Source organism: Kitasatospora sp. NPDC094019 (assembly GCF_044764505.1).
Lineage (GTDB): Bacteria > Actinomycetota > Actinomycetes > Streptomycetales > Streptomycetaceae > Kitasatospora.
The window spans coordinates 350,441-375,772 of record NZ_JBIWIF010000006.1; the positions used below are offsets into that span (position 1 = coordinate 350,441).

At 73.1% G+C, this 25,332-nt stretch carries 26 protein-coding genes; 7 read left to right on the plus strand and 19 right to left on the minus strand.

What is annotated here, in order from left to right; genetic code table 11:
• Positions 1–132 precede the first annotated feature (132 nt).
• From ACIQ9P_RS16405 to hemL, 7 genes are all read right to left on the minus strand, one after another.
• Positions 133–522, minus strand: a complete 390-nt coding sequence (locus ACIQ9P_RS16405) for a hypothetical protein (protein ID WP_402355504.1) — start codon at positions 520–522, stop codon at positions 133–135.
• 143 nt (positions 523–665) lie between these two features.
• A complete protein-coding gene (gene ccsB / locus ACIQ9P_RS16410; protein WP_402355506.1) occupies positions 666–1,799 on the minus strand; it encodes a c-type cytochrome biogenesis protein CcsB in 1,134 nt (377 codons plus the stop codon).
• Positions 1,800–1,802: 3 nt separating this feature from the next.
• Entirely contained in the window at positions 1,803–3,629 is a 1,827-nt protein-coding gene (locus ACIQ9P_RS16415) for a cytochrome c biogenesis protein ResB (protein ID WP_402355508.1), read from the minus strand.
• Positions 3,630–3,632: 3 nt separating this feature from the next.
• On the minus strand, positions 3,633–4,406 hold the full coding sequence (locus ACIQ9P_RS16420) for a cytochrome c biogenesis CcdA family protein (protein ID WP_402355510.1): 774 nt from the start codon (positions 4,404–4,406) through the stop codon (positions 3,633–3,635).
• The gene (locus ACIQ9P_RS16425; RefSeq protein WP_402355512.1) at positions 4,403–5,008 is read right to left on the minus strand and encodes a TlpA family protein disulfide reductase; all 606 of its coding nucleotides are present in this window, start codon (positions 5,006–5,008) and stop codon (positions 4,403–4,405) included. The genes ACIQ9P_RS16420 and ACIQ9P_RS16425 overlap by 4 nt, the downstream gene beginning before the upstream one ends.
• A gap of 263 nt (positions 5,009–5,271) precedes the next feature.
• Entirely contained in the window at positions 5,272–5,919 is a 648-nt protein-coding gene (locus tag ACIQ9P_RS16430; RefSeq protein WP_402355855.1) for a histidine phosphatase family protein, read from the minus strand.
• A 108-nt stretch (positions 5,920–6,027) separates the two neighbouring features.
• Positions 6,028–7,356 (minus strand): glutamate-1-semialdehyde 2,1-aminomutase, encoded by a 1,329-nt coding sequence (gene hemL / locus ACIQ9P_RS16435; protein ID WP_402355514.1) that lies wholly within the window; start codon positions 7,354–7,356, stop codon positions 6,028–6,030.
• 321 nt (positions 7,357–7,677) lie between these two features.
• On the opposite strand from hemL, the gene ACIQ9P_RS16440 reads away from it, so the two are divergent.
• On the plus strand, positions 7,678–8,295 hold the full coding sequence (locus tag ACIQ9P_RS16440; protein ID WP_402355516.1) for a hypothetical protein: 618 nt from the start codon (positions 7,678–7,680) through the stop codon (positions 8,293–8,295).
• Positions 8,296–8,383: 88 nt separating this feature from the next.
• Here ACIQ9P_RS16440 and ACIQ9P_RS16445 read toward each other — a convergent pair whose 3' ends face one another.
• The 5 genes from ACIQ9P_RS16445 to ACIQ9P_RS16465 all read right to left on the minus strand — a co-directional run bounded on the left by ACIQ9P_RS16445 (position 8,384) and on the right by ACIQ9P_RS16465 (position 14,333).
• Positions 8,384–10,168, minus strand: coding sequence for an LCP family protein (locus ACIQ9P_RS16445; protein ID WP_402355518.1), 1,785 nt, complete (start codon positions 10,166–10,168; stop codon positions 8,384–8,386).
• 175 nt (positions 10,169–10,343) lie between these two features.
• A complete protein-coding gene (locus ACIQ9P_RS16450) occupies positions 10,344–11,801 on the minus strand; it encodes an MFS transporter (RefSeq protein ID WP_402355520.1) in 1,458 nt (485 codons plus the stop codon).
• Positions 11,802–11,907: 106 nt separating this feature from the next.
• Positions 11,908–12,396 (minus strand): MarR family winged helix-turn-helix transcriptional regulator, encoded by a 489-nt coding sequence (locus ACIQ9P_RS16455; RefSeq protein WP_402355522.1) that lies wholly within the window; start codon positions 12,394–12,396, stop codon positions 11,908–11,910.
• Positions 12,397–12,475: 79 nt separating this feature from the next.
• Complete coding sequence (locus ACIQ9P_RS16460; RefSeq protein ID WP_402355524.1) at positions 12,476–13,792, minus strand: hypothetical protein; 1,317 nt, start codon at positions 13,790–13,792, stop codon at positions 12,476–12,478.
• A gap of 301 nt (positions 13,793–14,093) precedes the next feature.
• Positions 14,094–14,333 carry a chaplin gene (locus tag ACIQ9P_RS16465; protein ID WP_360014552.1) on the minus strand — a complete coding sequence of 80 codons (240 nt, stop codon included), beginning with the start codon at positions 14,331–14,333 and terminating at the stop codon, positions 14,094–14,096.
• 476 nt (positions 14,334–14,809) lie between these two features.
• Between ACIQ9P_RS16465 and ACIQ9P_RS16470 the strand changes: the two genes are divergently transcribed.
• The 3 genes from ACIQ9P_RS16470 to ACIQ9P_RS16480 all read left to right on the plus strand — a co-directional run bounded on the left by ACIQ9P_RS16470 (position 14,810) and on the right by ACIQ9P_RS16480 (position 15,929).
• A complete protein-coding gene (locus ACIQ9P_RS16470; protein ID WP_360014555.1) occupies positions 14,810–15,052 on the plus strand; it encodes a chaplin in 243 nt (80 codons plus the stop codon).
• A 110-nt stretch (positions 15,053–15,162) separates the two neighbouring features.
• Positions 15,163–15,435: a chaplin gene (locus tag ACIQ9P_RS16475; protein WP_030393801.1), complete on the plus strand. Its 273-nt coding sequence runs from the start codon at positions 15,163–15,165 to the stop codon at positions 15,433–15,435.
• Between the two features lie 119 nt (positions 15,436–15,554).
• Positions 15,555–15,929 (plus strand): hypothetical protein, encoded by a 375-nt coding sequence (locus ACIQ9P_RS16480; protein WP_402355527.1) that lies wholly within the window; start codon positions 15,555–15,557, stop codon positions 15,927–15,929.
• 83 nt (positions 15,930–16,012) lie between these two features.
• Here ACIQ9P_RS16480 and ACIQ9P_RS16485 read toward each other — a convergent pair whose 3' ends face one another.
• Positions 16,013–16,669: a hypothetical protein gene (locus tag ACIQ9P_RS16485; RefSeq protein WP_402355529.1), complete on the minus strand. Its 657-nt coding sequence runs from the start codon at positions 16,667–16,669 to the stop codon at positions 16,013–16,015.
• Between the two features lie 299 nt (positions 16,670–16,968).
• On the opposite strand from ACIQ9P_RS16485, the gene ACIQ9P_RS16490 reads away from it, so the two are divergent.
• The 3 genes from ACIQ9P_RS16490 (at position 16,969) to ACIQ9P_RS16500 (ending at position 18,259) form a co-directional block, all read left to right on the plus strand.
• Positions 16,969–17,313 (plus strand): hypothetical protein, encoded by a 345-nt coding sequence (locus ACIQ9P_RS16490; RefSeq protein WP_030304790.1) that lies wholly within the window; start codon positions 16,969–16,971, stop codon positions 17,311–17,313.
• An 81-nt stretch (positions 17,314–17,394) separates the two neighbouring features.
• Entirely contained in the window at positions 17,395–17,739 is a 345-nt protein-coding gene (locus tag ACIQ9P_RS16495; RefSeq protein ID WP_037779809.1) for a hypothetical protein, read from the plus strand.
• A gap of 253 nt (positions 17,740–17,992) precedes the next feature.
• Positions 17,993–18,259: a hypothetical protein gene (locus ACIQ9P_RS16500; protein WP_402355532.1), complete on the plus strand. Its 267-nt coding sequence runs from the start codon at positions 17,993–17,995 to the stop codon at positions 18,257–18,259.
• A gap of 68 nt (positions 18,260–18,327) precedes the next feature.
• On the opposite strand, the gene hemB is transcribed toward ACIQ9P_RS16500, so the two are convergent.
• The 6 genes from hemB to ACIQ9P_RS16530 form a co-directional block, all read right to left on the minus strand.
• Entirely contained in the window at positions 18,328–19,308 is a 981-nt protein-coding gene (hemB, locus tag ACIQ9P_RS16505) for a porphobilinogen synthase (protein WP_402355534.1), read from the minus strand.
• 67 nt (positions 19,309–19,375) lie between these two features.
• A complete protein-coding gene (locus ACIQ9P_RS16510; RefSeq protein WP_402355537.1) occupies positions 19,376–21,046 on the minus strand; it encodes a uroporphyrinogen-III synthase in 1,671 nt (556 codons plus the stop codon).
• Positions 21,043–22,056, minus strand: a complete 1,014-nt coding sequence (gene hemC, locus ACIQ9P_RS16515) for a hydroxymethylbilane synthase (protein WP_402355539.1) — start codon at positions 22,054–22,056, stop codon at positions 21,043–21,045. The genes ACIQ9P_RS16510 and hemC overlap by 4 nt, the downstream gene beginning before the upstream one ends.
• Positions 22,057–22,097: 41 nt before the next feature.
• Positions 22,098–23,435 (minus strand): glutamyl-tRNA reductase, encoded by a 1,338-nt coding sequence (locus ACIQ9P_RS16520; protein ID WP_402355541.1) that lies wholly within the window; start codon positions 23,433–23,435, stop codon positions 22,098–22,100.
• A 34-nt stretch (positions 23,436–23,469) separates the two neighbouring features.
• Positions 23,470–24,366, minus strand: coding sequence for a redox-sensing transcriptional repressor Rex (locus ACIQ9P_RS16525; protein WP_402355543.1), 897 nt, complete (start codon positions 24,364–24,366; stop codon positions 23,470–23,472).
• A gap of 101 nt (positions 24,367–24,467) precedes the next feature.
• Positions 24,468–25,253: a 3'-5' exonuclease gene (locus ACIQ9P_RS16530; RefSeq protein WP_402355545.1), complete on the minus strand. Its 786-nt coding sequence runs from the start codon at positions 25,251–25,253 to the stop codon at positions 24,468–24,470.
• Positions 25,254–25,332: the final 79 nt, after the last annotated feature.

The following is a 25,332-nucleotide window of genomic DNA, read 5'->3' on the forward strand; positions in this document are numbered from 1 at the left end:
GGCCCGGGCGAACCGCCCGACCCGACCGGGACGACCGACCCGACCGGGACCGTCCGGACCGGACCGCCGCCCGGTACGGCGTCCGCTTCCCCCTTCCCCGCGCCCCGCCCCGCCCCCGCTACCCCCGCCGGGTCAGGCCGCCACCAGCGCCGACGCCGGCCGCCCCGCGTGCATCACGCTGAGGTTCTCCGCCAGCCGCCCCGGGTCCTGCGCCAGCCACAGCCGCAGCGCGGCGCCCAGCATCGCGCTGGCCGAACCGATCCGCACCTGCGTCACCTGGGCGATCCGGGCCGCCCCCGGCACCAGCAGATCGGCCAGCGGCGTCGGCAGCCAGACGGTCAGCGCGCACGGCGCGGGGGCCGCGAGGGCGGCCAGCAGCCGATGGGCGTCGGCCGGCGAGACGAACGTCGGGATGATGTCCAGCAGCCCGTCGGCCACCACCTCGGACACGTCGCTGCGGTGCCCCTGGGCGAGCCGGCGGAGCAGCAGCTGCTCGGCGGCGGTGATTCGGACGGTCAGCATGACCTCGTCGCACTCCATTGCGCGATTTCCTCCTCAGTTCCTCCCCGTGCCGGACCGGGTGGCCGGCACGCAGTACCCCCGTCACACCTCGGCCCGGCTTCCTCGTCTGGAGCGCCGGGCCGGGTGGGTGGTTCCCGTTCCGGTCAGAGCCCCGCGTACGAGTGCTTGCCGGTCACGAAGATGTTCACGCCGTAGTAGTTGAACAGCCAGCAGGCGAAGGCGCCGAGGGCCAGGTAGGCGGCCTTGCGTCCCTTCCAGCCGGCCGTGGCGCGGGCGTGCAGGTAGCACGCGTAGGCGACCCAGGTGATGAACGACCAGGTCTCCTTCGGGTCCCACTCCCAGTACTTGCCCCAGGCGGCCTCGGCCCAGATCGCGCCCGCGATGATGGTGAAGGTCCAGAGCGGGAAGACCAGCGCGTTGATCCGGTAGGACAGCTTGTCCAGGGTCGCGGCGGCGGGCAGCCGGCGCCAGATCGACGGCGAGGTGCCGAGCGGGCCCTTGGCCAGGCCGGCCGCCATCCGCCTGTCGAAGGAGTCCTTGCCCAGGTAGAGCAGGGCCGTGATGAATCCCGCGTAGAAGGCGCCGCCGCAGATGATCGCGGTGGAGACGTGGATCGCCAGCCAGTACGAGTGCAGGGCCGGGACGAGCTGCTCGGAGTCGGTGTACAGCACCTCGGTCGCGATGCCGAGGGTGAGCACGACGGCCAGGGTGACCGGCAGGCCGAGCCAGCGGACCGGCTTCTTCGCGACCATCAGGCCGAGGAAGGCCAGCGTCATGGCGAGCGCGAAGGCGCAGGAGAACTCGTACATGTTGCCCCACGGCCAGCGGGACACCGAGAGGCCACGGGTGAGCACGCCGCCGATGTGCAGCAGGACGGCGAGCACGGTGAGCGAGACCGCGATCCGGCCGGACAGGTCGGCCTTCTCACTGGTGCCGGCCGCGCCCGGGCCGTCGACCTCCTCGTCGCCGCGCCCGCTGGTCACCACCGTCGCGCCCTCGCCGGCCAGCGCCGTGCGGGTGAGCGTGGTGGTGCCGCCGCCCGCCGAGGCGACGGTGACGGTGACCTTCTTGGCGCCCTTGGCCGCGGCCTCCGCCGCCGCGACGGTCCCGGCCAGGCCCGCCTGCTCGGTGGAGCGGACGGCGACGGCGCCCTTGGCGCCGAAGGTCCACTCGAACATGTAGGCGAACATGGCGATCAGGTAGACCGCCATCGCCGAATAGATCAGCTTGTTGGACAGGTCGGCCAGCTGCGGGTCGACCGACGAGGCGAGGTGCACCGTCTACTCCTTGGAGTTCTGCGCGGTGGGGACTGCGGATTCTGCGGGTGCCGGGGCCTCGTCGGCCTCCGTGCTGCCGTCGGCGGGCCCGTCCTCGGGCTCCTTCCCGGACTCGGCGTCGGACCCGTCCTCGGGCGCGGCGTCGGGCTCGTCGTCGGGCTCGTCGTCGGGCTCGTCGTCGAGGGCCGGGGCGTCGTCCTGGAGGTCCACCGCGAGCGCGGCCAGCTCCTCGGCGATCCTCGCCGACTCGCTGCGGCCCAGCCCGGCCAGTTCGACCAGCGTCCCGCCGTCCGGCAGGGCCACCGCCCGCACCCAGATCCGGCGCCGCTGGATGAACAGCGAGCCGATCAGACCGGCGATCGCCAGCACCGCGCCGGTCAGCGCGATCGCGTTCCCCGGCCGGTGCGAGACGTTGAAGCTGGCCCACTGCTTGTAGCCCTCGAAGGTGACCGAGCCGTAGCCGTCCGGCAGCTGCCACGCCTGGCCCGGCTTCATCCGGACCTTGGCCGGCTCGCCGTCCTGCTGGAGCTGGGTCAGGTTCTTCGTGTTGAGCTGGTAGATGTTCTGCGGCAGACCGGAGTCGGTCCCCAGGTCGCCCGCGTAGGCGTTGAGCACGAGCACCGGGTCCGCGTCACCGGGGAACAGCGAGCGCGGGCCGGTGTTCCGGTCGAACGCCACCGGGGCCGTCGGCAGGAAGAAGCCGGACAGGCCCAGCTGGGTCCGCTTCCCGTCCTTCTGGCCGTAGTCGGAGACCTTGATGACGCCGGTGGAGGTCAGGTTGCCGTCCTGCGGCAGGAACGGGGTGGCACCGGTGTAGACGGTGTCGCCGGCGGCGTTGCGCACGGTGATCACCGGGGCGTAGCCGTGCCCGATCAGGAAGAACTTGCTGCCGCCGATCTCCAGCGGGTGGTTGACCTCGATCTTCCCCTGCTTGAGCTTCGACGGGTCGCTGCCCTCGTAGTAGTCGACGTTCGCGGTGAACTGCCGCGCGCTGCCGATCTGCGAGCCGTTGTTCTGGAACCTGGAGGTGAACCGGTCCAGCTTCACGTAGAAGGGGTCGAGGTCCTCGGTGCCGTAGAACCGGGTGCCGGTGAAGTCGTCGAGCTGGGTGATCGTGTTGGAGTAGCCCTCGCCCTCGACCAGCAGCTTGCCGCCGGTGCCACTGGCCAGGCTCGCCCAGGCGAAGCCGCCGAGCAGCGCGAACAGCGACAGGTGGAAGACCAGGTTGCCGACCTCGCGCAGATAGCCCTTCTCGGCCGCGACCGCGCCGCCGTCCAGGTGCGCCCGGAAGCGCCGCCCGCGCAGCAGCCGGTGGGCGGCGGCGCTGACGGCCGCGGCGTCCGCGTCCGTCCGCCAGGCCGCGTACACCGGCATCCGGGTCAGGTTGCGCGGCGCCGCCGGCGGCCGGGAGCGCAGCACGCCGACGAACTGCCAGGTGCGCGGCACGATGCAGCCGGCCAGCGAGACGAACAGCAGGATGTAGATCGCGGAGAACCAGACCGAGCTGTAGACGTCGAACAGCTGGAGCTTCTCGTAGATCGGCGCGACCGTGGTGTGCTGCGCCTTCCAGTTCTGGACCTTGAACTCGTTCTGGCCGTTCTGCGGGATCAGCGAGCCCGGGATGGCGGCCAGCGAGAGCAGGAAGAGCAGGATCAGCGCGACCCGCATCGAGGTCAGCTGGCGCCACATCCAGCGCAGCCAGCCGACCACGCCGATGCCGGTCGGGCCGTCGGACTCGGCCGGGGCGGTGGTGAGCCGCTCCGCCGCGCCCTCGGCGGCGTCCTGCGCCGTGTCACCGACCTGCGCGCGGTCGGTCGTCGTGTTGGTCACGGGTCAGATTCCGATCTGGAAGCCGGCGAACTGGTTCTGCAGGTCACTCACCATGGCGTCCCAGACGCCGGTGACCAGCAGCAGACCGACCACGACGAGCATGCCGCCGCCGATCCGCATGACGAGCGGGTAGTGCCGCTTCACCCAGCCGAAGGCACCCAGCGCCCGGCGGAAGGCCAACGCGGCCACGATGAACGGTACGCCGAGGCCCAGGCAGTAGAAGACCATCAGCAGCGCACCGCGCTGGGCGTCGGCCTGGTTGAGCGCGAGGTTGGTGACGGTGGCCAGGGTGGGCCCCATGCACGGGGTCCAGCCGACGCCGAAGACCACGCCGAGCAGCGGCGCGCCGAGCAGTCCGACCACCGGGCGGCGGTGGGTCCGCACCTCGCGCATGCTCAGCCCGGGCACCAGTCCCATGAAGGCCAGGCCCATCACGATGGTGAGCCCGCCGAGCACCTTGCTGATGACCGCCTGGTGCTCCTTGAGCGTGTCGCCGAACTGGCCGAACAGCGCGCCGCTGGAGACGAAGACGGCGGTGAAGCCGAGGATGAACAGCGCCGCGCCGGCCAGCATCCGGCCGCGCCGGGCCCCGCGCGCGTCGGCGAGGTCGGCGGCCGAGAAGCCGGTCACGTAGGAGAGGTAGCCGGGGACGAGCGGCAGCACGCAGGGCGAGAAGAACGACACCAGGCCCGCCGCCAGCGCGATCGGCGCCGCGACCAGCAGCGCCCCGCTCTGGATGGTCCCGATGTTGTCGGCGAGCTGCAGCGTCCCGCTCACCGCTGCTGCTCCGCCAGCACCGGCTGGAGCATCGCTTCGAGGGCGTCGTCGGTCTGGCCGCCGACGGCACGGGCGGCGAGCCGGCCGTCCCGGTCGACCACCAGAGTGGTCGGGATGGACTGCGGGTTGAGGCTGCCCTTGGGGAACTTGAGCAGCTGGGCGCCGGCCGGGTCGTAGATGCTGGGGAAGGTGACGCCCTTCTCCTGCTCGAACCGGACGGCGTTCTTGATCTCGGTGTCCCGGGTGTTGATCCCGAGGAACTGCACGCCCTGGTCCTTGTACTTGTCCCAGATCCGCTGGAGGTCGTCGGCCTCCGAGCGGCACGGGCCGCACCAGGAGCCCCAGACGTTCAGCACGACGATCTTGCCCCGGTAGTCGGAGAGCTTGGCCGGGGCGCCCTCCAGCGTGTCGCCGCCGATGTCCGGCGCCTCCTGGCGGTGGCCGACGGCGGCGGTGGAGATGTTGCTGCCCTTGGCGGTGACGAAACCGAGCTGCCCGTCACCACTGGCCGAGGAGCCGGAGGAGCTGCAGGCGGTCAGGACCAGCGCGGCAGCGGCGGCGGTGACCGCGGCGGCGGCGAGACGGGGACGGGGGCGCGTCATGCCAGACATGTGAAAAGTTTCGCATGGAGTCACGGGCAGGTACCGGGGGGTCCGACATTGTCTGCCGGACCCCCTCTGACCTGCGGCGGGACGGCTCCACGGGGTGTCGCGGGAGTGTGACCCAGGTCTTACTCACACGGCGCTTACACCGAATCGGGAACCATGAGCACCGTTCCGCTCGTCCGGTCCTTCTCGGCGTACCCGGAACCGGGTGCCCCGTTTCCGGGGCCGACCGGCGTCGGGCCGCCGCCCCCGGAGCGGCGTCAGGCGCCGAAGCTCTTGCCCACCGGCTTGCTCCTGCCGCCCTTGCCGACCAGGTGGGCCGGCAGCAGGTCGCGGGCCGGCTCGCGGTAGCCCACCGAGACGATCCGGTCGCCCTCGTAGGTGAAGCTGGTCAGCGAGGCCAGCGAGCACTGCCGGTTGCGCGGGTCGTGCCAGAGCCGGCGGCGCTCGACGAAGGAGCGGACGATCCAGATCGGCAGCTGGTGGCTCACGCAGACCGCCTCGTGCCCGCGCGCTGCGTCCCGGGCGGCGGCCAGCGCGCCCATCATCCGCACCGCCTGCTCCAGGTACGGCTCGCCCCAGGAGGGCTTGAACGGGTTGGTGAGGTACTTCCAGTAGGACGGGTTGCGCAGCGAGCCGTCGCCCACTCCGAAGGTCTTGCCCTCGAAGATGTTCTCCGCCTCGATCAGCCGCCCGTCCGAGGCGAGGTCCAGGCCGTGGGTCCGGGCGATCGGCGTGGCGGTCTCCTGGGCGCGCTCCAGCGGGGACGCCACCACGTGGGTGATGTCCCGCCCGGCCAGGTCCTCGGCGACCCGCTCGGCCATCTCCCGGCCCAGCTCGGACAGCCGGTAGCCCGGGAGGCGGCCGTAGAGGACGCCCTCCGGGTTGTGCACCTCACCGTGCCGCATCAGATGGACGACGGTGATGTCCTTGGCGCTCACTTCTCAGTACTCCTGGGACTCGTAAGGGCTGGGGCGCTGGGCCTGGTGGCCCGGGGCCGTGGCTCAGGCGGTGGCTCAGGCGGTGGCTTCGGCGGCGGCCCGGGCGGCGGCGGGGAGGGCGGCGGCGATCCGCTCGATCGCCCGCTCGTCGTGCGCCGAGGAGACGAACCAGGACTCGAAGGCCGACGGCGGCAGGTAGACGCCGCGGGACAGCATCGCGTGGAAGAACGCGGTGAAGCGGAAGGACTCCTGGGTCTTCGCCTCGTCGTAGTTCGTCACGGCGTCCTCGGTGAAGAACACCGAGAACATGTTCCCGGCGGTCTGCGTCCGGTGCGTCACGCCCTCCTTGGCGAGCGCGGCGGAGACCAGACCGGAGACCTCGGCGGCGACCCGGTCGACGGCCGTGTAGACCTCGTCGGTGCAGCCGCGCAGCTGGGCCAGGCCGGCCGCGGTGGCGATCGGGTTCCCGGAGAGCGTGCCGGCCTGGTAGACCGGGCCGGCCGGGGCGAGGTGGGCCATCACGTCGGCGCGGCCGCCGAAGGCCGCCGCCGGGAAGCCGCCGCCCATGACCTTGCCGAAGGTCAGCAGGTCGGGCGCCCAGCCCTCGTGCGCCGCCTCCAGGCCGTACCAGCCCGCCCTGGACACCCGGAAGCCGGTCATCACCTCGTCGGAGACGAACAGCGCGCCGTTCTCCCGGCAGAGCCGGGCCAGGCCGCCGTTGAAGCCGGGCAGCGGCGGGACGACACCCATGTTGCCGGGCGATGCCTCGGTGATCACGCAGGCGATCTCGCCGGGGTGGGCCCGGAAGGCCGCCTCTACGGCGGCGAGGTCGTTGTAGGGCAGCACGATGGTGTCGCCGGCCTGGGCGCCGGTGACGCCCGGGGTGTCCGGCAGGCCGAAGGTGGCGAGGCCGGAACCGGCGGCGGCCAGCAGCGCGTCGACGTGGCCGTGGTAGCAGCCGGCGAACTTCACGACCTTGGCGCGGCCGGTGAAGCCCCGGGCCAGCCGGATCGCCGACATGGTGGCCTCGGTGCCGGAGGAGACCAGGCGGACCTGCTCGACCGGGGCGACCCGGGCGACGATCTCCTCGGCCAGCTCGACCTCGCCCTGCCCCGGCGTGCCGAAGGAGGTGCCGCGGGAGACCGCGTCCCGCACCGCGTCCAGGACGGCGGGGTGCGCGTGGCCGAGGATCATCGGGCCCCACGAGCAGACCAGGTCGACGTACTCGCGGCCGTCGGCGTCGGTCAGGTAGGGGCCGGTTCCGGACACCATGAAGCGCGGCGTACCGCCGACGGCGCGGAAGGCGCGCACCGGGGAGTTCACGCCGCCGGGCGTGACGACCGAGGCACGATCGAAGAGCGACTGGGACTGGGGTGCTTCGTAGGGGTAGCTCACGGGGGACATGGTCTCAAATCGTGTCCTTCACCTCTGCATGTCGGACCTCATCATCTGGAACGATGATCCGGGCGCCCGAGTCTGTACGGTTATCCGTACAACAGGACCCCTGGCCGCCCCGGCGACCTGGACCAGTCAGACTATGTACCCGGAGTGTCTCCGGGGTTCGTCCGGCCGCGAGGGTGGGCAGGAACTCCTGGTCGATGCAGGGGTGTGAAGAGGACTGCCGCGTACCGCGACTGGGTACGGCGGCGCATGACGGGTAAGGAGCGCGTCCGGAGGGACACCGGACGCGCGGGGGTCTGTCGATTCCGGCGAATTCCGGTGAGGATGGTCCGAGTGTCCGAGGCGCAGGACGGCTACGACGAGGCCGCGGGTGGCCCCCGCCGGCCCGCCGAGACCGCACGCGGGGGAACGGGGCGTGGCGGCCGTGGCCGTGAGAGGCGGGGTGAGGGACGCGTGGGGGTGACGTACAAGTACTTCGGCGCACCCGACCGGGCGACCGCGGCCCGGGTCCCGACCGCGCTGGGCCCCGGCGGGCTCGGCCTGGACGCGGGCGAGCTCGGCTCGCTCGGCCGGCTCGGCGATCTGATGGAGACCAGCGGCTCGCCCAACGGCCACCTCTCCACCAAGATCAAACCGGAGACCATGAGCGCGATGGTCCTCACCGGTATCCAGGGCGTGCCGCTGCACCAGGTGCCCCCGCTGGAACTGGTCGTGCTGCACCCGGACTACGCCGTCGTCCAGCTCCCCCACAACGTCGTCGAACCGCTGCGGAAGGCCGACGAGACCGAACTCGGCGCCGCCGCCTTCATCTGGTCCACCGTCCCCGACCGCCGGGGCCCGCGCGACGCCTTCGTGATCTACAGCATGCTGCACGAGTGGCAGGACTTCGCGAACCGCCTGCACGAGGCCGGCCACCAGCTGTACTGCCTGGTCTGGCCCTGAGCAACCGGCCTCACCGGACGGACGACGGGCGGGTCCCCCGGCGGGTTGCCGGGGGACCCGCCCGTCGGTGCCGGGGGGTGCCGGAGGGTCAGCCGCCGGAGCCGTAGCTGGTGTTGGCGCAGATGTCGTCGTCCGCGGAGCGGGCCTCCTCGGTGACCGAGGAAGGCAGCGGGGCCGGGACGGCGGGGGTGCCCGGGGCGGCCGTGCCGGCGCCGCCGTTGGCGTCGGCGTAGTCCTTGCCGAGGACGACGCTGATGCCGGCCGCCGTGGTGGAGCTGAGGGTGGCCCCGGGGAACAGCGCGGCGACCTTCTCGGCGTTGGCCTTCTGCCCGGCGCCGTACTCGACCGTCGTGGTGAGCTTGTTGGTGGACTTCGCCTGGTTGACGCCGGTGACGGTGAACTGCGCCGCCTTCAGCGCCTCACCCGCCTTGGCGCCCAGCCCGTTGACGGTCGTTCCGTTGTAGACCGCGACCTTGACCGGGGCCGCGGCGACGCGCGCGGGCGGCGCGGTGGTGGTCGGCGGGGCCTCCGGGGTGGCCGCCGGCGCCGCCGGGGCCTCCGGGGTGGCGGGCTGCTCGCCGGTGGCGTCCTTGCCGTCCAGGGTGCGGTCGGCCTTGATCGCCTCCCACAGCTTGTCCACGTCCGGCTTCACCAGGTCGAGGTTGGCGTCGCTGTAACGCCACGGCGGGGTCACGAACTTGAGGTCGTGCAGGTCGATGTTCTTCAGCGAGAGGGCGAACGACATCAGCTTGTCGACCGAGTTGAGCCCCTCGTCGACGCGCAGCGACTTGGTGGCCGCGTCGGCCAGCGGCAGCAGGGTGGTGGGCTCCAGGCCCTTCTTCTTCACCGTGCTGATCATCGAACTCATGAACGCCTGCTGACGCTTCATCCGGCCGATGTCGGAACCGTCGCCGATGCCGTGCCGCAGCCGCACGTAGTCCAGCGCCTGCTGGCCCTCCACCTTCTGACGGCCGGCCGGGAGCACCTGCGCGCCCTTCTTGGTGAGGTTCGGGTTGATGTCGCCCTCGAAGATGGCCTTGGGCAGGCAGACCTCGACGCCGCCGACGGCCTTGGTCATCGCCGCGAAGCCCGAGAAGTCGACCACCAGGGTGTGGTCGACCCGGATCCCGGTGAGCTTCTCCACCGTGTTCTGGGTGCAGGCGGCGTTGCCGTCCACCGAGTCGCCCTGCGCGAAGGCGGCGTTGAACAGGATGTCCTTGCCCTTCTGCTCCTTGGTCCACTTGCCGTTGGGGAGCTTGCAGGGCGGGATGGTCACCAGGGTGTTGCGCGGGATCGAGACGCCGATGGCGTTCTTGTGGTCGGCGTAGACGTGCAGCAGGATCGTGGTGTCCGAGCGGGCCCCCTCGGCGTTGCCGCCGCCGAGGTCGGAGTTGCCGGCGCCCCGGCTGTCGGAGCCGATCAGCAGGATGTTCACCGGCTTGTTGCCGTTGGCGTCGGCCGCGGACTCCGGCGGCCGGTCCTTGCTGAGCCCGTCCGCGTCGATGGTCTTGATGTTGCCGCTGAGCTTGAGGTAGATCGCCCCGCCGGTCCCGGCTATGAGCACCAGGGCGCCGACGGCCGTCCAGCCGACGATCTTCTTGATCTTGCGTTCGGGTTTCTTGCCGCGCCCGCCGGCCTTGCGGTGGCCCGAACCGCTCGACCCGCCGTCGCCGCCCGAGGAACCGCGGCCGCCCTTGCCCTGGGCCGCGCGCCTGGCCTCGGCCCGGCCGCCGGCCCTGGGCGCCGGGATCGAGCCACTGGCACCGGCCGTGCCGGTGCCCGAACCGGCCGCGGCGGCACCGGCCTTGGAGCCGCCCCCGGACGCACCCGAACCCGCCGAGCCGGTCGGATCCTCCGAACGCGGCCTGGCCACGCTGGACCGACTCCTGTCTCGGCGACCCGACATCCCCGCACCTCTCACGGCTGTGTCCTCGAACGATCGGCGGCCAGAACGTCCACCCCGGCGCCAGGTGGAGCATACAAGCCGACCGGAAACGACCTGTCGCCGCTCCGGGGCCGCGGGGTCGCGGGCGGCTCCGGAGGGGTCCTCACTTCTTCGGACGCGGCAGCAGCGCGGTGACGGCGAAGGCCAGGGCGAGAAGACCGGCGGCGACCGTGAAGGCGAGCCGGAAGCCTCCGGTGAGCGCCTCCGCCCCGGGCCGGCCGGCGGCCGCGAGGGCGTCGCCGCGGGAGGTGGCCAGGGTGGAGAGCACGGCCACCCCGAGCGCGGCACCGACCTGCTGGGTGGTGTTGAAGAGCCCGGAGGCGGTCCCGGCGTCCGCCTCGCCGGCGCCGGACATGCCCAGCGCGGCCAGGCCGGAGAGCACCAGCCCGCCGCCGCCGACGAGCAGCATGGTCGGCAGCAGGTCGACGACGTAGCCCGCGTCGGCCGGCAGCCGGGTCAGCAGGCCGAGCGCCGCGACCAGCGTCCCGAGGCCGGCCAGCAGGACGGCGCGCTCGCCGAACCGGGCGCTCAGCCGGGCGGAGAGCAGCAGGGAGACGGCGCCGATGGCGACGGCGGCCGGGAGCATGGCGAGACCGGTGGCGGCGGCCCCGTAGCCGCGCACGTTCTGCAGGTAGAGCGCCACCAGGACCTGGAAGCCGAACATTCCGGCGATGACCAGCACCTGCACCGCGTTGGCGGTGGAGACGGCCCGCGAGCGGAACATCCGCAGCGGCAGCAGCGGTGCCGCCGCCAGGGCCTGCCGGACCAGGAAGCCGGCCAGCAGGACCAGCGAGAGGGCGCCGGGGCCGAGGGTCCGCGCGGAGGTCCAGCCGTGCTCGGCGGTGCCGACGACGGTGTGGATGCCCAGCATCAGCGCGGCCGTGATCAGCACCGCGCCCGGGGCGTCGGCGCCGGCCCGCAGCCCGGGCCCGCGGTCGGGGGCCAGGACCCGCAGGGCCAGCAGGGCGGCGGTCAGGCCGAGCGGCAGGTTGATCAGGAAGATCCAGTGCCAGTCCAGCGCCTCGGTGAGGACGCCGCCGAGCACCTGGCCGATCGACGCGCCGGCCGCGCCGACGAAGCTGAACGCGCCGATGGCGCGACCGCGCTCGGCCGGCTCGGGAAAGAGCGTGACGATCATGCCGAGGCTGACCGAGGAGGCCAGCGCGCCGCCGACACCCTGGAGGAAGCGGGCGGCGATCAGCATGTCCTGGTCGGTGGCGAGGGCGCAGAGCAGCGAGGCCGCGGTGAACAGCAGCAGCCCGGCGACGAACACCTTCCGGCGTCCGACGAGGTCCCCGAGCCGGCCGGCGAGCAGGAGCAGGCCGCCGAAGGCGATCAGGTAGGCGTTGACGGTCCAGGTCAGACCGGCGGGGGTGAAGCCGAGGTCCTGCTGGATCGCCGGCAGGGCGACGGTGACGATCGAGCCGTCCAGGACGATCATCAGCATCCCGGCGCAGAGCACCGCCAGGGCGAGGGCGCGCGAGCGGGTCGGGGCGGGTGCGCCGGGCGCGGGCGCGGCGTGGGCGACCGGGGCGGGCTCGGTCAGGACGTGCGTGGTCATAGCGGGTCTCCCGGTGGTCGAGTACCGGGTAAGACGCTAGCAGATGGTTTTGTTGTGGACTATCTCTTGTAAGAGAATCTTCCTGGGGATGATCCTCTTCCTGATTTCAACCTCGGGAACGGCGGGCCCGACGGACCGTCCGCTCGCTCTCCACCGGCTCCGCCAGCGGCCCGCCCACCAGCCTGGTCAGCGCCGAGACGAAGGCGGTGCGCTCATCCCCCGGTAGCGCCTCCAGCACGTCCTGGTGCACCCGGTCCGCGATCGCCGTGCCCCGCTCGACGGCCCGCTCCCCCGCCTCGGTCACCGAGATGATCCGGGCCCGGCGGTCGGCGGCGGACGGCCGGCGCTCGGCCAGCCCGGCCTTCTCCAGCTCGTCGACGGTCACCACCATGGTGGTCTTGTCCAGGTCCGCCAGCTCGGCCAGCTGGATCTGGGTGCGCTCGGCCTCCATCGCGTGGAACAGCACGCAGTACGCGCGCGGGGTGATCCCGAGCTCGGTGAAGGCGGCCGCCATCCTGGTCGCGAGCACATGGCTGGCGTGGTCCAGCAGGCCGGAGATGTCACGGATGCGCCGCACGGGCGGGCTGGTCGTCATGAGTCCGAGGTTAGCAACGACCGTCCGCCGACGGACGATCCCGTGCGGGACTGTTTCCCCGGAGCCGGGTACCGCCGGGCTACGGGATGCCGAGCTCGAACAGCGCGTACCCCGCGTACCAGCCCGCCGCCACCGCCGGCATCGCGAACAGCCCGGCCACCGTGCTCGGCCGCAGTCGCCGCAGCGCCACCGCCAGACCGACGCACAGCGGGAAGGCCGGCAACAGGTAGCGCGAGATGTTGCCGTAGATCTGGTTGCTGCTCAGCGCCATGAAGACGGTCAGCAGGGTGTAGATCACCAGGACCAGCGGCGGCCGCAGCCGCAGCAGCAGCACCAGCAGTCCGGGCAGGGCGATCAGCAGGCACACCGCGATCAGGTCCGGGGTCGGATTGGACTGCCAGAACGTCCAGTGCCCGGTGATCGTGTCCAGGGTGCTGTTCAGGGTGGACGAGCCCCAGTCGAAGTAGCGGTTCCAGGCGCCGCGCTGGAGCTTGAAGTAGCCGGTCCAGTCGCCCATCCGCCAGCCGACCCAGGCGATGTACCCGAGCATGCCCCACGGGGTGATCAGCATCGCGGTCAGCGGCCGGGCCACCCCGTCGGTGCGCCGCACCAGCGCCACCAGCGCGGAGATCGAGACGGCGGCGATCACCGTGGCCGCCGTCGGCCGGTTGAGACCGGCCACCAGGGCGAGCGTGCCGGCGGCCAGCCAGCGGCGGGTCATCACGCAGTAGCAGGCCCAGGCCGAGAGGGCGACGAACAGGGAGTCGGAGTAGACCGCCCACTCCACGCCCGAGCCGGGGAACAGGCCCCAGATCACCGCCGCGGTCACCCCGGCCCGGAAGCCGCCGAGCCGCTCGGCGATCGCGAAGATCCCGGCGGCGGCGACGAAGGAGGCCAGCACCGAGACGACGATCCCGGAGCCGTACGGGCCGAGCCCGGTCACCGCCCCCACCAGCCGCATCAGCCAGGGGTAGAGCGGGAAGAACGCCGCCGAGTTCTCGTAGTAGGTGGCCAGCGGGTAGCCGTGCAGCGGGATCAGCTGCGGGTCGTAACCGTTCTCCGCGATCCGCTGGTACCAGATGCCGTCCCAGGTGCCGAGCACGTCCCAGGGGTGGGCGCCGCCGCCGCGCCCCGGGTCCTTCTTCAGGAAGTCCTCGGTGTGCGAGAGCAGCAGCAGGAAGACCGTCAGCCCGGTCGCCTTGACCACCGCGTAGGCGCCGAGCGCCGGTGCGAAGCGGTCGACCAGGGCGCCGATGCGGCCCGGGCCCGGGGCCGGGACGTCCGGCCGACCGGTCTCCTCCGGATCCACCGACCCGGACGGCGGCGACGGCTGGGAGGCCGACGAGGGCACGCCCGCGCCCCCGCCCGACGACTCGGTGCTCGATGCCGTGCTCATCAGCTCTGGTACTCCCCGCCCCACTCGCGTCCGGCGCGCCGACCGACACCGCGACGCCGGGCGAGCCTACGACACCCCGCCCGCCGCACGGGCGGGCAGCCCGTCCAGTGGCCGGACGGGCGGGTCGTGGACGGATCGGCCGCGGGGCCGGGGGGCCGGACCCCGGCCTGCCGCCGGAAGCAAGCGGTGCCGACGGCGGCGGCCGCCGGCACCGGGGGTGACAAACGCCTCGAGCCGCCACTCCGCACCCCAGGAGGGAAGCGCGGGAGCGGCGGCTCGCACCGGCCGGACCGAGGAACGATCAGCCGTTGTTGACGCAGGTGTTGCCGAAGGCGGGGTTCAGCAGACCGATGATGTCGATCGTGTTGCCGCACAGGTTGACCGGCACGTGGACCGGGACCTGGATCTGGTTGCCGGAGATGACACCGGGGGAACCGGCGGCAACACCCTCGGCGCCGGAGCTGGCCATCGCGGAACCGGCACCGGCGGCCACGATGCCGACAACAGCGGCGCCGACGGCGGCCGTCTTCTTGATGCTCATGAGGAGCCTCCTGACTGTTCGACAGAGATGCACGGGGAGTGCGACATCTCCAACGAGACCCGGTCGAGCCGGTTGCGAGGGCATGGCCACTGTCACCCGTCCGGAGGAACGGACCCCCGGCCGGGCATTCGGGTGACTGCCGCATCCGACCGTTTCCCCCGGCGCACTGCCTCGTTCTCACAGTCGGAACACGCTCCACCCGCCCGCTACGACGAGGAGATCCGCCGCCGGTCCAAGCCCGTCCGGAATTCCTCCCGGTCGCGCGTCGATGCGAATTCTTCCCGGCCGTGCGGGAATCGTTCGCGGCGCACGGTACCGCGGCGGCCGCTCATCGCCCGCACCACGGGCGACACGCGCCATCTGGGCCGCCCGAGTGACAATCACGGTATTCCCAGAAGCCACCGGGCCAGGATTTCACCTCGCCCGGATCCCGACTATTCCACAGACGGTCGGGCAGAAATCGGAGGAAGAACCACATGCGTAACCTCAAGAAGGCTGCCGCCCTGTCCCTCGCCGCCGCCGGCCTGGTGGTCGGTGCGGCCGGTGGCGCGTTCGCCAGCTCCGGCGCCCAGGGTGTCGCCGCCGGCTCCCCGGGTGTGCTCTCCGGCAACCAGATCCAGATCCCGGTGCACATCCCGGTCAACGTCTGCGGCAACTCCATCGGGGTCATCAGCATCCTGAACCCGGCGTTCGGCAACACCTGCGTCAACCAGGGCTGACCCGGCCGTCGCCGCACCGGCGACAGTCGATCGGCCGTGCCCGGGCCGCACCCCGCCGAGGGCGGGGTGCGGCCCGCTCAACCCGTGTGTGATCTAGGAGATCAACCCCCATGCAGAACGTGAAGAAGGCCGCCGTCCTCTCCGCCGCCGCCGCCGGCCTGGTGCTCGGCGCCGCGGGCGGTGCCGCCGCCAGCTCCGGCGCGGAGGGTGTCGCCGCCGGCTCGCCCGGTGTCGCCTCCGGCAACCAGCTGCAGGTCCCGGTGCACATCCCGGTCAACCTGTGCGGCAACTCCATCAACGTGATCGGCCTGCTGAACCCGGCGTTCGGCAACACCTGCATCAACGCGGAGGCCGAGCACCACCACGACATGGACGACTGCTGATCCCCATCGGCACGCGTTCCGCCCGCACTGCCCCCCGGCCCGCCGGCCGGGGGGCGGTTCGGCGTACCCGGGCGCGGTCCGGCCGCCCGGGGCACCCCTCCCCCCGAAGGTGATTGCGCATGGTTTCGAAGAAGAGCGGGGCCGGCCTCGCCGCCGCCCTCGGCGCCGCGATGCTGCTCGGCGGTGCCGGCGCGGGCGCGGCGCACGCGGCCCCGGCCGAGGGCGGCGCCGCCCTGGCCAAGACCGACGTCAACCAGGCGCTCGGCGGCACCACCGCCGGGCTCGGCTACGCCGTGGCCCCGGTCAAGGACCTCCGCCTGGACCCGTGGGCGAACTCCTCGGCCGACGTGCTGAACAACGGCGCGACGGTGCGGCCGGAGAACTCCGGCCTCGGGCCGGTCGGCACCGACCTGCTCACCGGGCCGCTCAGCGCCGGCGGCGGCCCGCGCGACCTGCCGCTGGTCGGCGGGGTGCTCGGCACCCTGCCCGGCTGAGCCCCCCGCACCCACCGGCGCCGCGCGCGGGAGCCCGGCACTCCGTCCTCGGACACGGGTGCCGGGCTCCCGGGCGTTCGCGGCTACAGCTGGGCCAGGCCCGCCAGACCGGTCTCCTGGACCACGCCGGTGGTGGTCGCGGTCGTGGTGGTCGCCAGGTTGTCCACCGAGTCGGTCACCGAGATCCGCTCGTCGTCCTTGCCCAGCGAGGCGCTGGCGCCCGGCACCGCCTGCACCGCGCCGGTCACCAGCCGCGGGTCGATCTCGTCCACCTTGACCCGGCCGTCGGCGAGCTGGCCGGTGCCGTCCTGGGCCAGCGAGAGCGGCTTGCCGAGGCCGATGCCGGGGGTGTCGGCGTGCAGCGGCGCCGCCGGGGCGTCCAGCAGCAGCTCGCCGAGGTCGGCGCCCCGGTCCAGCAACGGCAGCGGCAGCTCCGCCTTGGCGGTCGGACCGACCCGGCCGGTGCCCAGCGGCGGCACGATGCGCTCCGGGATCAGCGCGTCCCCGGTGCCGTGGGCGGGCACGGGGGGCATCACCAGCGAGGTCGGGATGCCGCCCGAAATCCGGCTGTCCAACGGCGCCAGGGGGATGTCCACCGGCACCTGCTGGGTGCCCAGCTGCTCCTCCAGGGCCCCCACCTGCTCGGGGCCGACCGGAGCGGCGGCGGCCGCCCCCTGGGAGGCGAGCACGCCCGCACCGACCGCCAGCAGCATCGCGCCGGCCCGCTTGGAGAACCTCATGCTTTTCACCGTTCTGCCTGTCCGTGGTGGAGATCTCTACAGGGAAGGCTGCGCGGGCGCAGCCGAAAGCAATGTGCTCAACGATCCACCCGGATCCCGGATTGGGCCGTTAACCGGTTCGGGCTAATAATCCGACAAGAAACACGCGGCCGTCGCGCCTCCCGGACTCTTTTCGGAAATCCCCGTAACCTTCCGTGCCGTCATTCTTTGATCTGAGCGTCAGTGACCGCAGACCGGGTCTGAGCGTTGTACGCGTTGTACGCACGGAAACCAAGAGCTTTTCAGAGAGGGATCTCCCCATGATCCAGAAGTCCTTCGCGGCCGCCGGCCTGGCCGCCGCCGCGCTGGCCGTCGCCGCGGCGCCGGCCTCGGCCATCGGTGACTCGGACGGCTCCGCCGGGTCGTTCCAGGGCAACGGCGGCACCAACTTCACCGGCACCGTCGGTGACCACAGCCCGAACTTCCACTTCCTGGACAACGCGAACGTCTGCCTGCCCGAGATCCACAACATCGCGGTCGGCGTCCTCGGCGTGGCCGTCCCGGTCGAGGTCCCGATCGCCAACAGCGGTGGCAAGCAGTACTGCACCCAGGGCCAGGGCACCCAGACCAAGGGCGACTCGGGCGTCTCCCACCTGATCGGCTGACCTGCTCGTCCCAAGCTGCGTCACCCCTCCTGATCCACCCTTCGAATCGCTCCCCGATTCACCCCTGAGAGGAACACCGAAATGATCAAGAAGTCTCTCGCCGCCGCCGGTCTGGCCGCCGCCGCCATCGCGATGTCCGCCGGCTCCGCCTCGGCCATCGCCGACTCGGACGGTGCCGCCGTCTCCGCCCAGGGCAACGGTGGTACCAACCAGACCGGCACCCACGGCGACCACAGCCCGAACTTCCACACCCTCGACAACGCGAACATCTGCCTGCCGGAGGTCCACAACATCGCGGTCGCCGTCCTCGGCGTGGCCGTCCCGGTCGAGGTGCCGATCCTCAACAGCACCCCGAAGCAGATCTGCAACGTCGGCCAGAACACCCAGTCCTCGGGCGACGCGGGTGTCTCGCACCTGATCGGCTGATCGGGTCGCACGGCGCGACGGAGGGCCCGGGGACGTCTGGTCCCCGGGCCCTCCGGGCGTACCGGACCGGAGTTCCGGCCGGGCCGCACCGGCGGCGTCCGGCCGGGTGACAGACCGTCGGCGCGGCGCGTGGGGCACCGCGCCGGACGGCAGCGTGTGGTCCCGTGTCAGGGCCGGTCCCCGGTACCCGGACCGGAGCACACGTCAGTGGCAGAGCGCCCGCACGGGGCGCTCCGGATGAGAGGGCAGATCCATGAAGAGCAAGCTGGTCAAGGTCACTCTGACCGCCGTCGGCGCACTGGCGCTGGCCGGCCTGGCCGCCCCGGCGGCGTCCGCGCACGTCGGCGTGGTCGGCGGCGGCGAGTTCGCCGCCTCGGCCCACCCGGTGTTCGCGGCCGGCGAGTGGTGGGGCCTGGCCCACACCTCGAACATCCACGCCGGCGCGCACGGCTGGGGTGCCGCCACCTCCACCGACGCGGTCGGCGGCGAGGAGGGCTTCGCCCACCTCGGCGGCTGGTAGGACGCAACGGAGGCCGGGTCCCCTTCCGCAGGGGCCCGGCCTCCGCCGTGTCCGGGGTCCCGCCCCGGCTACTTCACCATCGCGGCGGCCTCCAGGGCCCAGTAGGTGAGGATCTGCTCGGCACCGGCCCGGCGCAGCGAGGTCAGCGTCTCCAGGATCATCCGCTCCCGGTCGATCCAGCCGTTCGCGGCGGCCGCCTCGACCATCGCGTACTCGCCGGACACCTGGTACGCGGAGACCGGCACCGGCGAGGCGTCGGCGACCTGGCGCAGGATGTCGAGGTAGGCCATGCCCGGCTTCACCATCACCAGGTCGGCGCCCTCGGCGACGTCCAGCTCCAGCTCGCGCAGCGCCTCCCGGGCGTTGGCCGGGTCCTGCTGGTAGCTCTTGCGGTCGCCCTTCAGCGAGGAGCCGACCGCTTCCCGGAACGGGCCGTAGAACGCCGAGGCGTACTTGGCGGTGTAGGCGAGGATGCCGACGTCCTGGTGACCGGCCCCGTCCAGGGCCTCGCGGACCACCCGGATCTGTCCGTCCATCATCCCGGACGGGCCGACCAGGTGGACGCCCGCGTCCGCCTGCACCCGGGCCATCTCGGCGTAGCGCTCCAGGGTGGCGTCGTTGTCCACCGAACCGTCCGCGGCCAGCACACCGCAGTGGCCGTGGTCGGTGTACTCGTCCAGGCACAGGTCCGACATGACCACCAGGGCGTCGCCGACCTCGGCGACCACGTCCCGGATCGCCTGCTGGAGGATGCCGTCCGGGTTGGTGCCCTCGCTGCCGGTCGCGTCCTGCGTCTCGGGGACGCCGAACAGCATGACGCCGCCCAGACCCGCCGCGGCCGCCTCGGTGACGGTCTTGCGCAGGGTCTCCCGGGTGTGCTGGACCACCCCCGGCATCGACGAGACCGGGACCGGCTCGCGCACGCCCTCGCGGACGAACAGCGGCAGGATCAGCTCCGCCGGGTGCAGCCGGGTCTCCGCGACCAGCCGGCGCATCGCCGGGGTCGAGCGCAGCCGGCGCGGGCGGACGTACGGGAATTCAGCGGACACGGCTTCTCTCTCCGAACGGTGGTGCGGGTGCCGGGGGCGGTTCGGGTGGTCCGCCCCCGGCCTCGGTTCAGCGCGCGGCCTTGCGGCGCGAGCCGGGGCGGCGCTCACTGGGCCGGTAGACCGGCTCGCCGGCGGCGGTCGCGGTGTCCCGGCGCTTGGCCCCGAAGTCTGCCAGGGCCTGGGCCAGCGCCGCGGCCGACGGGGCCGGGGCCATCACGTCCACCCGCAGGCCGTGCTCCTCCGCGGTCTTCGCGGTGGCCGGGCCGATGCAGGCGATGACGGTCACGTTGTGCGGCTTGCCCGCGATGCCGACCAGGTTCCGCACGGTCGAGGACGAGGTGAACAGCACCGCGTCGAAGCCGCCGCCCTTGATCGCCTCCCGGGTCTCGGCCGGCGGCGGCGAGGCGCGCACCGTCCGGTACGCCGTCACGTCGTCGACCTCCCAGCCCAGCTCGACCAGGCCGGCCACCAGGGTCTCGGTGGCGATGTCGGCGCGCGGCAGCAGTACCCGGTCGATCGGGTCGAACACCGGGTCGTAGGGCGGCCAGTCCTCCAGCAGCCCGGCCGCGGACTGCTCGCCGGACGGCACCAGGTCCGGCTTCACGCCGAAGTCGACCAGAGCCTGCGCGGTGGTCTCGCCGACCGCCGCGACCTTGATCCCGGCGAACGCCCGGGCGTCCAGGCCGTACTCCTCGAACTTCTCGCGCACCGCGCGCACCGCGTTCACCGAGGTGAAGGCGATCCACTCGTACCGGCCGGTGACCAGGCCCTTGATCGCCCGCTCCATCTGCTGCGGGGTGCGCGGCGGCTCGACCGCGATGGTCGGCACCTCCTGCGGCACCGCGCCGTACGAGCGCAGCTGCTCGGACAGGCCGTGCGCCTGCTCCTTGGTGCGCGGCACCAGGACGTTCCAGCCGAACAGCGGCTTGGTCTCGAACCAGGAGTGCGAGGAGCGGTGGGCGACCTGCTCACCGACCACGGCTATCACGGGGGTGGCGGGGTCGACCGGGGCGGACACCGGCGCGGGCAGCACCCGGGCGGCCTTGAGGTCCGCCGCGATGGTGGCCAGGGTCGCGGTGAAGGTCCGCTGGCGGGTGGTGGTGCCGGAGAGCGTCGCGCTGAGCGCCGACTCCGGCTTGCGGCCGTTGGAGACCAGCGCGTTGGCGGTGGCCGGCAGCTGGCCCAGGGTGGTGCGCACGACCAGGGTGGTCCCCGGCGCGCCCAGGTCCACCGGGGAGCCGGCCAGCAGCGCGGCGGCCTCCACGAAGCGGACGTCCGTCCCGGCGGCGCCGCGCAGCGGCACTCCCGCGTAGGCCGGCACGCCGACCGACTGGGCCACGCCCGGGATCACCTCGAAGGCGATCCCGGCTCCGGCGCAGCCGAGCATCTCCTCGGCGGCGCAGCCGTCCAGGCCCGGGTCGCCGTCGACGGTCCGCACCACGTGCTTGCCGGAGCGCACGGCCTCGGCGACCAGCCGCGCCAGGTCGAAGTCCTGGCCCTCCGCGCCGGGGGCGTGCACCTGCACGCCCGACGGACAGTGGCTGCGCACGGCGGCGGCCGTCAGCGGGTCGGCGACCAGGACGTCGGCCGAGGCCAGGACCTCGACCGCGCGCAGGGTCAGCAGGCCCGGGTCGCCGGGGCCCGCGCCCAGGAAGGTGCACCGGCCGTTGGCGGGCACCGTACCCCCGAACGGGCTGTCGGCCGGGAACGGGCTGTCGGTGGCGGCGGTGGGGCTCATCGGGCTCGCTCCCCCATCAGGGCGGCCGCGCCCGCGTCGAGCAGCCGGGCGGCCAGGGCGCGGCCGAGGGCCACCGCCTGTCGCTCGGCGGTCTCGTCGAGGACGATCGGACCGTGGGCGGACATCTTCAGCAGGTCGGCGCCGTCGACGGTGCCGACCACGCCCTCCAGCCGCAGTTCGGATCGGTGGTTCCAGCCGGCCAGCGCGGCGACCGGTGCGGAGCAGCCGGCCTCCAGGGTGGCGAGCAGGGCCCGCTCGGCGGCCACCGCGACCCGGGTGGGGGCGTGGTCGAGGGCCGCCAGCACGGTGGCCAGACCGCTGTCGGTCGCGACGCACTCGATGGCGAGCGCGCCCTGGCCGGGGGCCGGGACCATCAGCTCGGGGTCGAGGTGCTCGGTGATCTCCGCGGACCGGCCGAGCCGGTTCAGGCCGGCGGTGGCCAGCACCACGGCGTCGAGCTCACCGGAGGTCACGAAGCCGATCCGGGTGTCCACGTTGCCGCGGATCGCGACGGTCTCCAGCCGGTCGCCGCGCTCGCGGGCCCAGGCGTTCAGCTGCGCCATCCGGCGCGGCGAACCGGTGCCGATCCGGGCCGGGCGGCCGGCTCCGGCCAGCTTCTCCACCAGCTCGCCGAGCGCCAGGCCCTCGCGCGCCACCAGGGCGTCGCGGCTGTCCTCGCGCTCGGGGACGGCGGCCAGCAGCAGGCCCTCGGGGGCCGCGGTCGGCAGGTCCTTGAGCGAGTGCACGGCGAAGTCGATCCGGCCCTCCAGCAGCGCGTCGCGCAGCGCGGAGACGAACACACCGGTTCCGCCGATCTGGGCGAGCGCCTCGCGGGAGGTGTCGCCGTAGGTGGTGATCTCCACCAGCTCGACGGGGCGCCCGGTGAGGCGGGTCACCTCACGGGCGACCATGCCCGACTGGGCCATGGCGAGCGCGCTGCGCCGGGTGCCGAGCCGCAGGGGTGCCGCGGTGGGGTCCGGTGCCTGGCCGGTGAGCGGTTGACCGTTCATGGGGTGATCGTCCCGGTGGTACTCGTGGGATGGCTGACGGTTCATCCGGCGCCCCCGCCCGCAGGCTGCTGGGTGCCGATCGGGGTGCCCGAGACCGCGTGGACGGCGGCCGGGTCGAGGTCGAACAGTTCACGCAGTGCCTCCGCGTAGGAGGCGCCGCCGGGTTCGGCGGCCAGCTGCTTCACCCGCACGGTGGGGGCGTGCAGCAGCTTGTCGACGACCCGGCGGACGGTCTGGCCGATCTCGGCGCGCGAGCGCTCGTCCAGACCGGGCAGCCGGGAGTCCAGGCGGGCCAGCTCGGCGGAGACCACGCCGGAGGCCATCGCGCGCAGGGCCACCACGGTGGGGGCGATCCGCGCGGCCCGCTGGGCGGCGCCGAAGGCGGTGACCTCCTCGGCGACGATGCCGGTGACGGCGTCGACGTCCCCGGCGCCGGGGGTGGCGGCGTGGGCGTGGGAGAGGCTCTCCAGGTCGACCAGGAGCGCGCCGGGCAGCTCGTGCACGGCGTGGTCGACGTCCCGCGGCATGGCGAGGTCGAGGAAGGCGAGGGGGGTGGCGGCGGCGCGCGAGGCGACGGCGGCGGCGACGTCGTCCGCCCCGATCACCGTGCCGGCCGCGCCGGTGCAGGAGATCACCAGATCGACGTCGGCCAGCGCCTCCGGCACCTTCGCCAGGTCCAGGGTGCGGGCGACGTCCCCGCCGAGGATCTCGACCAGCCGCTCGGCGCGCTCCGGCGTCCGGTTGGCGACCAGCAGGTCCGTCACGCCCGAGCGGACCAGGGTGGCGGCGGCCAGCGAGCTCATCGAGCCCGCGCCGACCACCAGCGCCCGCTTGCCCGCGATCGGGCCCGCGCCGGCCGCGACCTGCTCCAGTCCGAAGGTCACCAGGGACTGGCCGGCCTTGTCGATGCCGGTCTCGCTGTGCGCCCGCTTGCCGACCCGCAGGGCCTGCTGGAAGAGCTCGTTGAGGCCGCGCGCGGCGGTGTGCTCCTCCTGCGCCCTGGCCAGGGCGTCGCGCAGCTGGCCGAGAATCTGGCCCTCGCCGACCACCATCGAGTCCAGGCCGCAGGCCACCGAGAAGAGGTGGTGGACCGCGCGGTCCTCGTAGTGCACGTAGAGGTGGGAGGTCAGCTCCTCCAGGTCGACCCCGCTGTGGTGGGCGAGCAGCAGCGACAGCTCGGCCACGCCGGCGTGGAACTTGTCCACGTCCGCGTACAGCTCGATCCGGTTGCAGGTGTTGACCAGCGCGGCCTCGGCGACGGTCGCGGACGCGGCCGCGTCGTGCAGCAGCCGGGTCGGCACCTCACCGGTCAGCGCGGCCCGCTCCAGCACGCCGACGGGGGCCGTGCGGTGGCTCAGCCCTACGACGAGAAGACTCACGCCCGCCCCCTGGTCCCACGAATTCCGGTCCCGCTCATGCCGGCATCACCGCGGACAACTCGCCCTCGCCGGGCTTGCCGGGCTTGCCCTTCGCCGTCGGCTCCGCGTCCTTGGCCGGCTCGGCGGCGGTGCGGGGCTTGGTGCTGCCGCCGGCCGCCCGGCGCAGCTTGGCCGCGGCGGCGCGGACCGGGCCGGGGGCGCGGTCGAGCACGGACTCCGTGCGGTCGGGCTCGTCGCCGGCCTTGCGCTGCTCGTGGAAGGCGAGGATCTGCAGCTCGATGGAGAGGTCCACCTTGCGCACGTCGACGCCGTCCGGGACGGTCAGCACGGTCGGGGCGAAGTTCAGGATGCTGGTGACACCGGCGTCGACCAGGCGGTCGCAGACCTGCTGGGCGGCGCCGGGCGGGGTGGTGATGACACCGATCGAGACGTGCTGGCTCTCCACGATGGACTCCAGCTCGTCCATGTGGCGCACCGGCAGGCCGGCCGCGCTGTTGCCGACCACGGTCGGGTCGGCGTCCAGCAGGGCGGCCACCCGGAAACCGCGGGAGGCGAAGCCGCCGTAGTTGGCGAGCGCGTGGCCGAGGTTCCCGATGCCGACGATGACGACCGGCCAGTCCTGGGTCAGGCCCAGCTCGCGGGAGATCTGGTAGACGAGGTACTCGACGTCGTAACCGACGCCGCGGGTGCCGTAGGAGCCGAGGTAGGAGAAGTCCTTGCGCAGCTTGGCGGAGTTCACTCCGGCCGCGGCCGCCAGCTCCTCGGAGGAGACGGTCGGCACCGAGCGCTCGGAGAGCGCGGTGAGCGCGCGCAGGTACAACGGAAGCCGGGCGACCGTCGCCTCCGGGATGCCCCGGGCGCGCGAGGGTCGGCGCGCGGCGCCCTGGTCGGGCGTCTGCGAACTGCTCTGTGGTGATCGGCCGATTGCCACGGTGCTCCTGTGGGTGAAGCTGGGCTTTGGCAGCCAGGCTATGCGTTTGTGAACGTGTGCACAAAGATGGTGTCCGATTTGTCCCCGCACAGTGATGCGCATCACGCCGTGGACCCCATAGCACCGGCCGCTTTCGGGGCCGCCGCCGGGGGCGGTGCAAGGGGTGGCCGAGGGCCGTACAGCAGGCCGTTCGACGCCTCCCGCGGAGCGGGACCGGAGGACCCCCGCAGGACCAGCGGCACCGGCTCCCCCGACGGGCGGGACCGGGCCCGCCCCAGCCTCGGCCACGGCACCCGGGCCGCCTCCCGCAGCGGCTCCGCCCAGTCGTCCGGCGGGCAGGACGGCGTGCCCAGGCAGTGGCGGAGCAGGCCCGCGGTGGCCCGGGCGTCGCCGAGCGCGGTGTGCGCGGCGAAACCGCCGAGACCGGCCGCCGCGGCGCAGGCCGCCAGGCCGAAGCCACCGGCGCCCGGCAGGTGGTCCCGGGCCAGCCGCATCGTGCACAGCGAGGGCACCGGCGGCAGCGGGACCCCGATCCGGGCGAATTCGCGATCCAGGAATGCGTGGTCGCAGGTGACGTGATGGCCGACCAGCACCCGGCCGGTCAGCAGCTCCAGCAGCAACGGGGCGATCTCGCGGAAGCGCGGGGCGCCCTCGACGTCCTCCTGGGCTATCCGGTGCACATGGGTGGGCCCGACCGGGCCGAGCGGGTCCAGCAGGGTGCAGAACTCGCCCTCGGGGCGGAGCCGCTCGTCCAGCAGCACCACCGCCACCTCGACCACCCGGTGCCGCCACGGGCTGCGCCCGGTCGCCTCCACGTCCACCACGGCGAAGCCCCCGCGCGCGGCCGGCGGCTCGGCGGGCGTGCCTGGGGGCGGACCGGGAAGCATGGCGGCACTCCTCGTGTGCTCAGCCCCCCATGGGCGCGGACGAGTTCGATCGTAAGCCGACCGACGGCCGGTGCCCCAA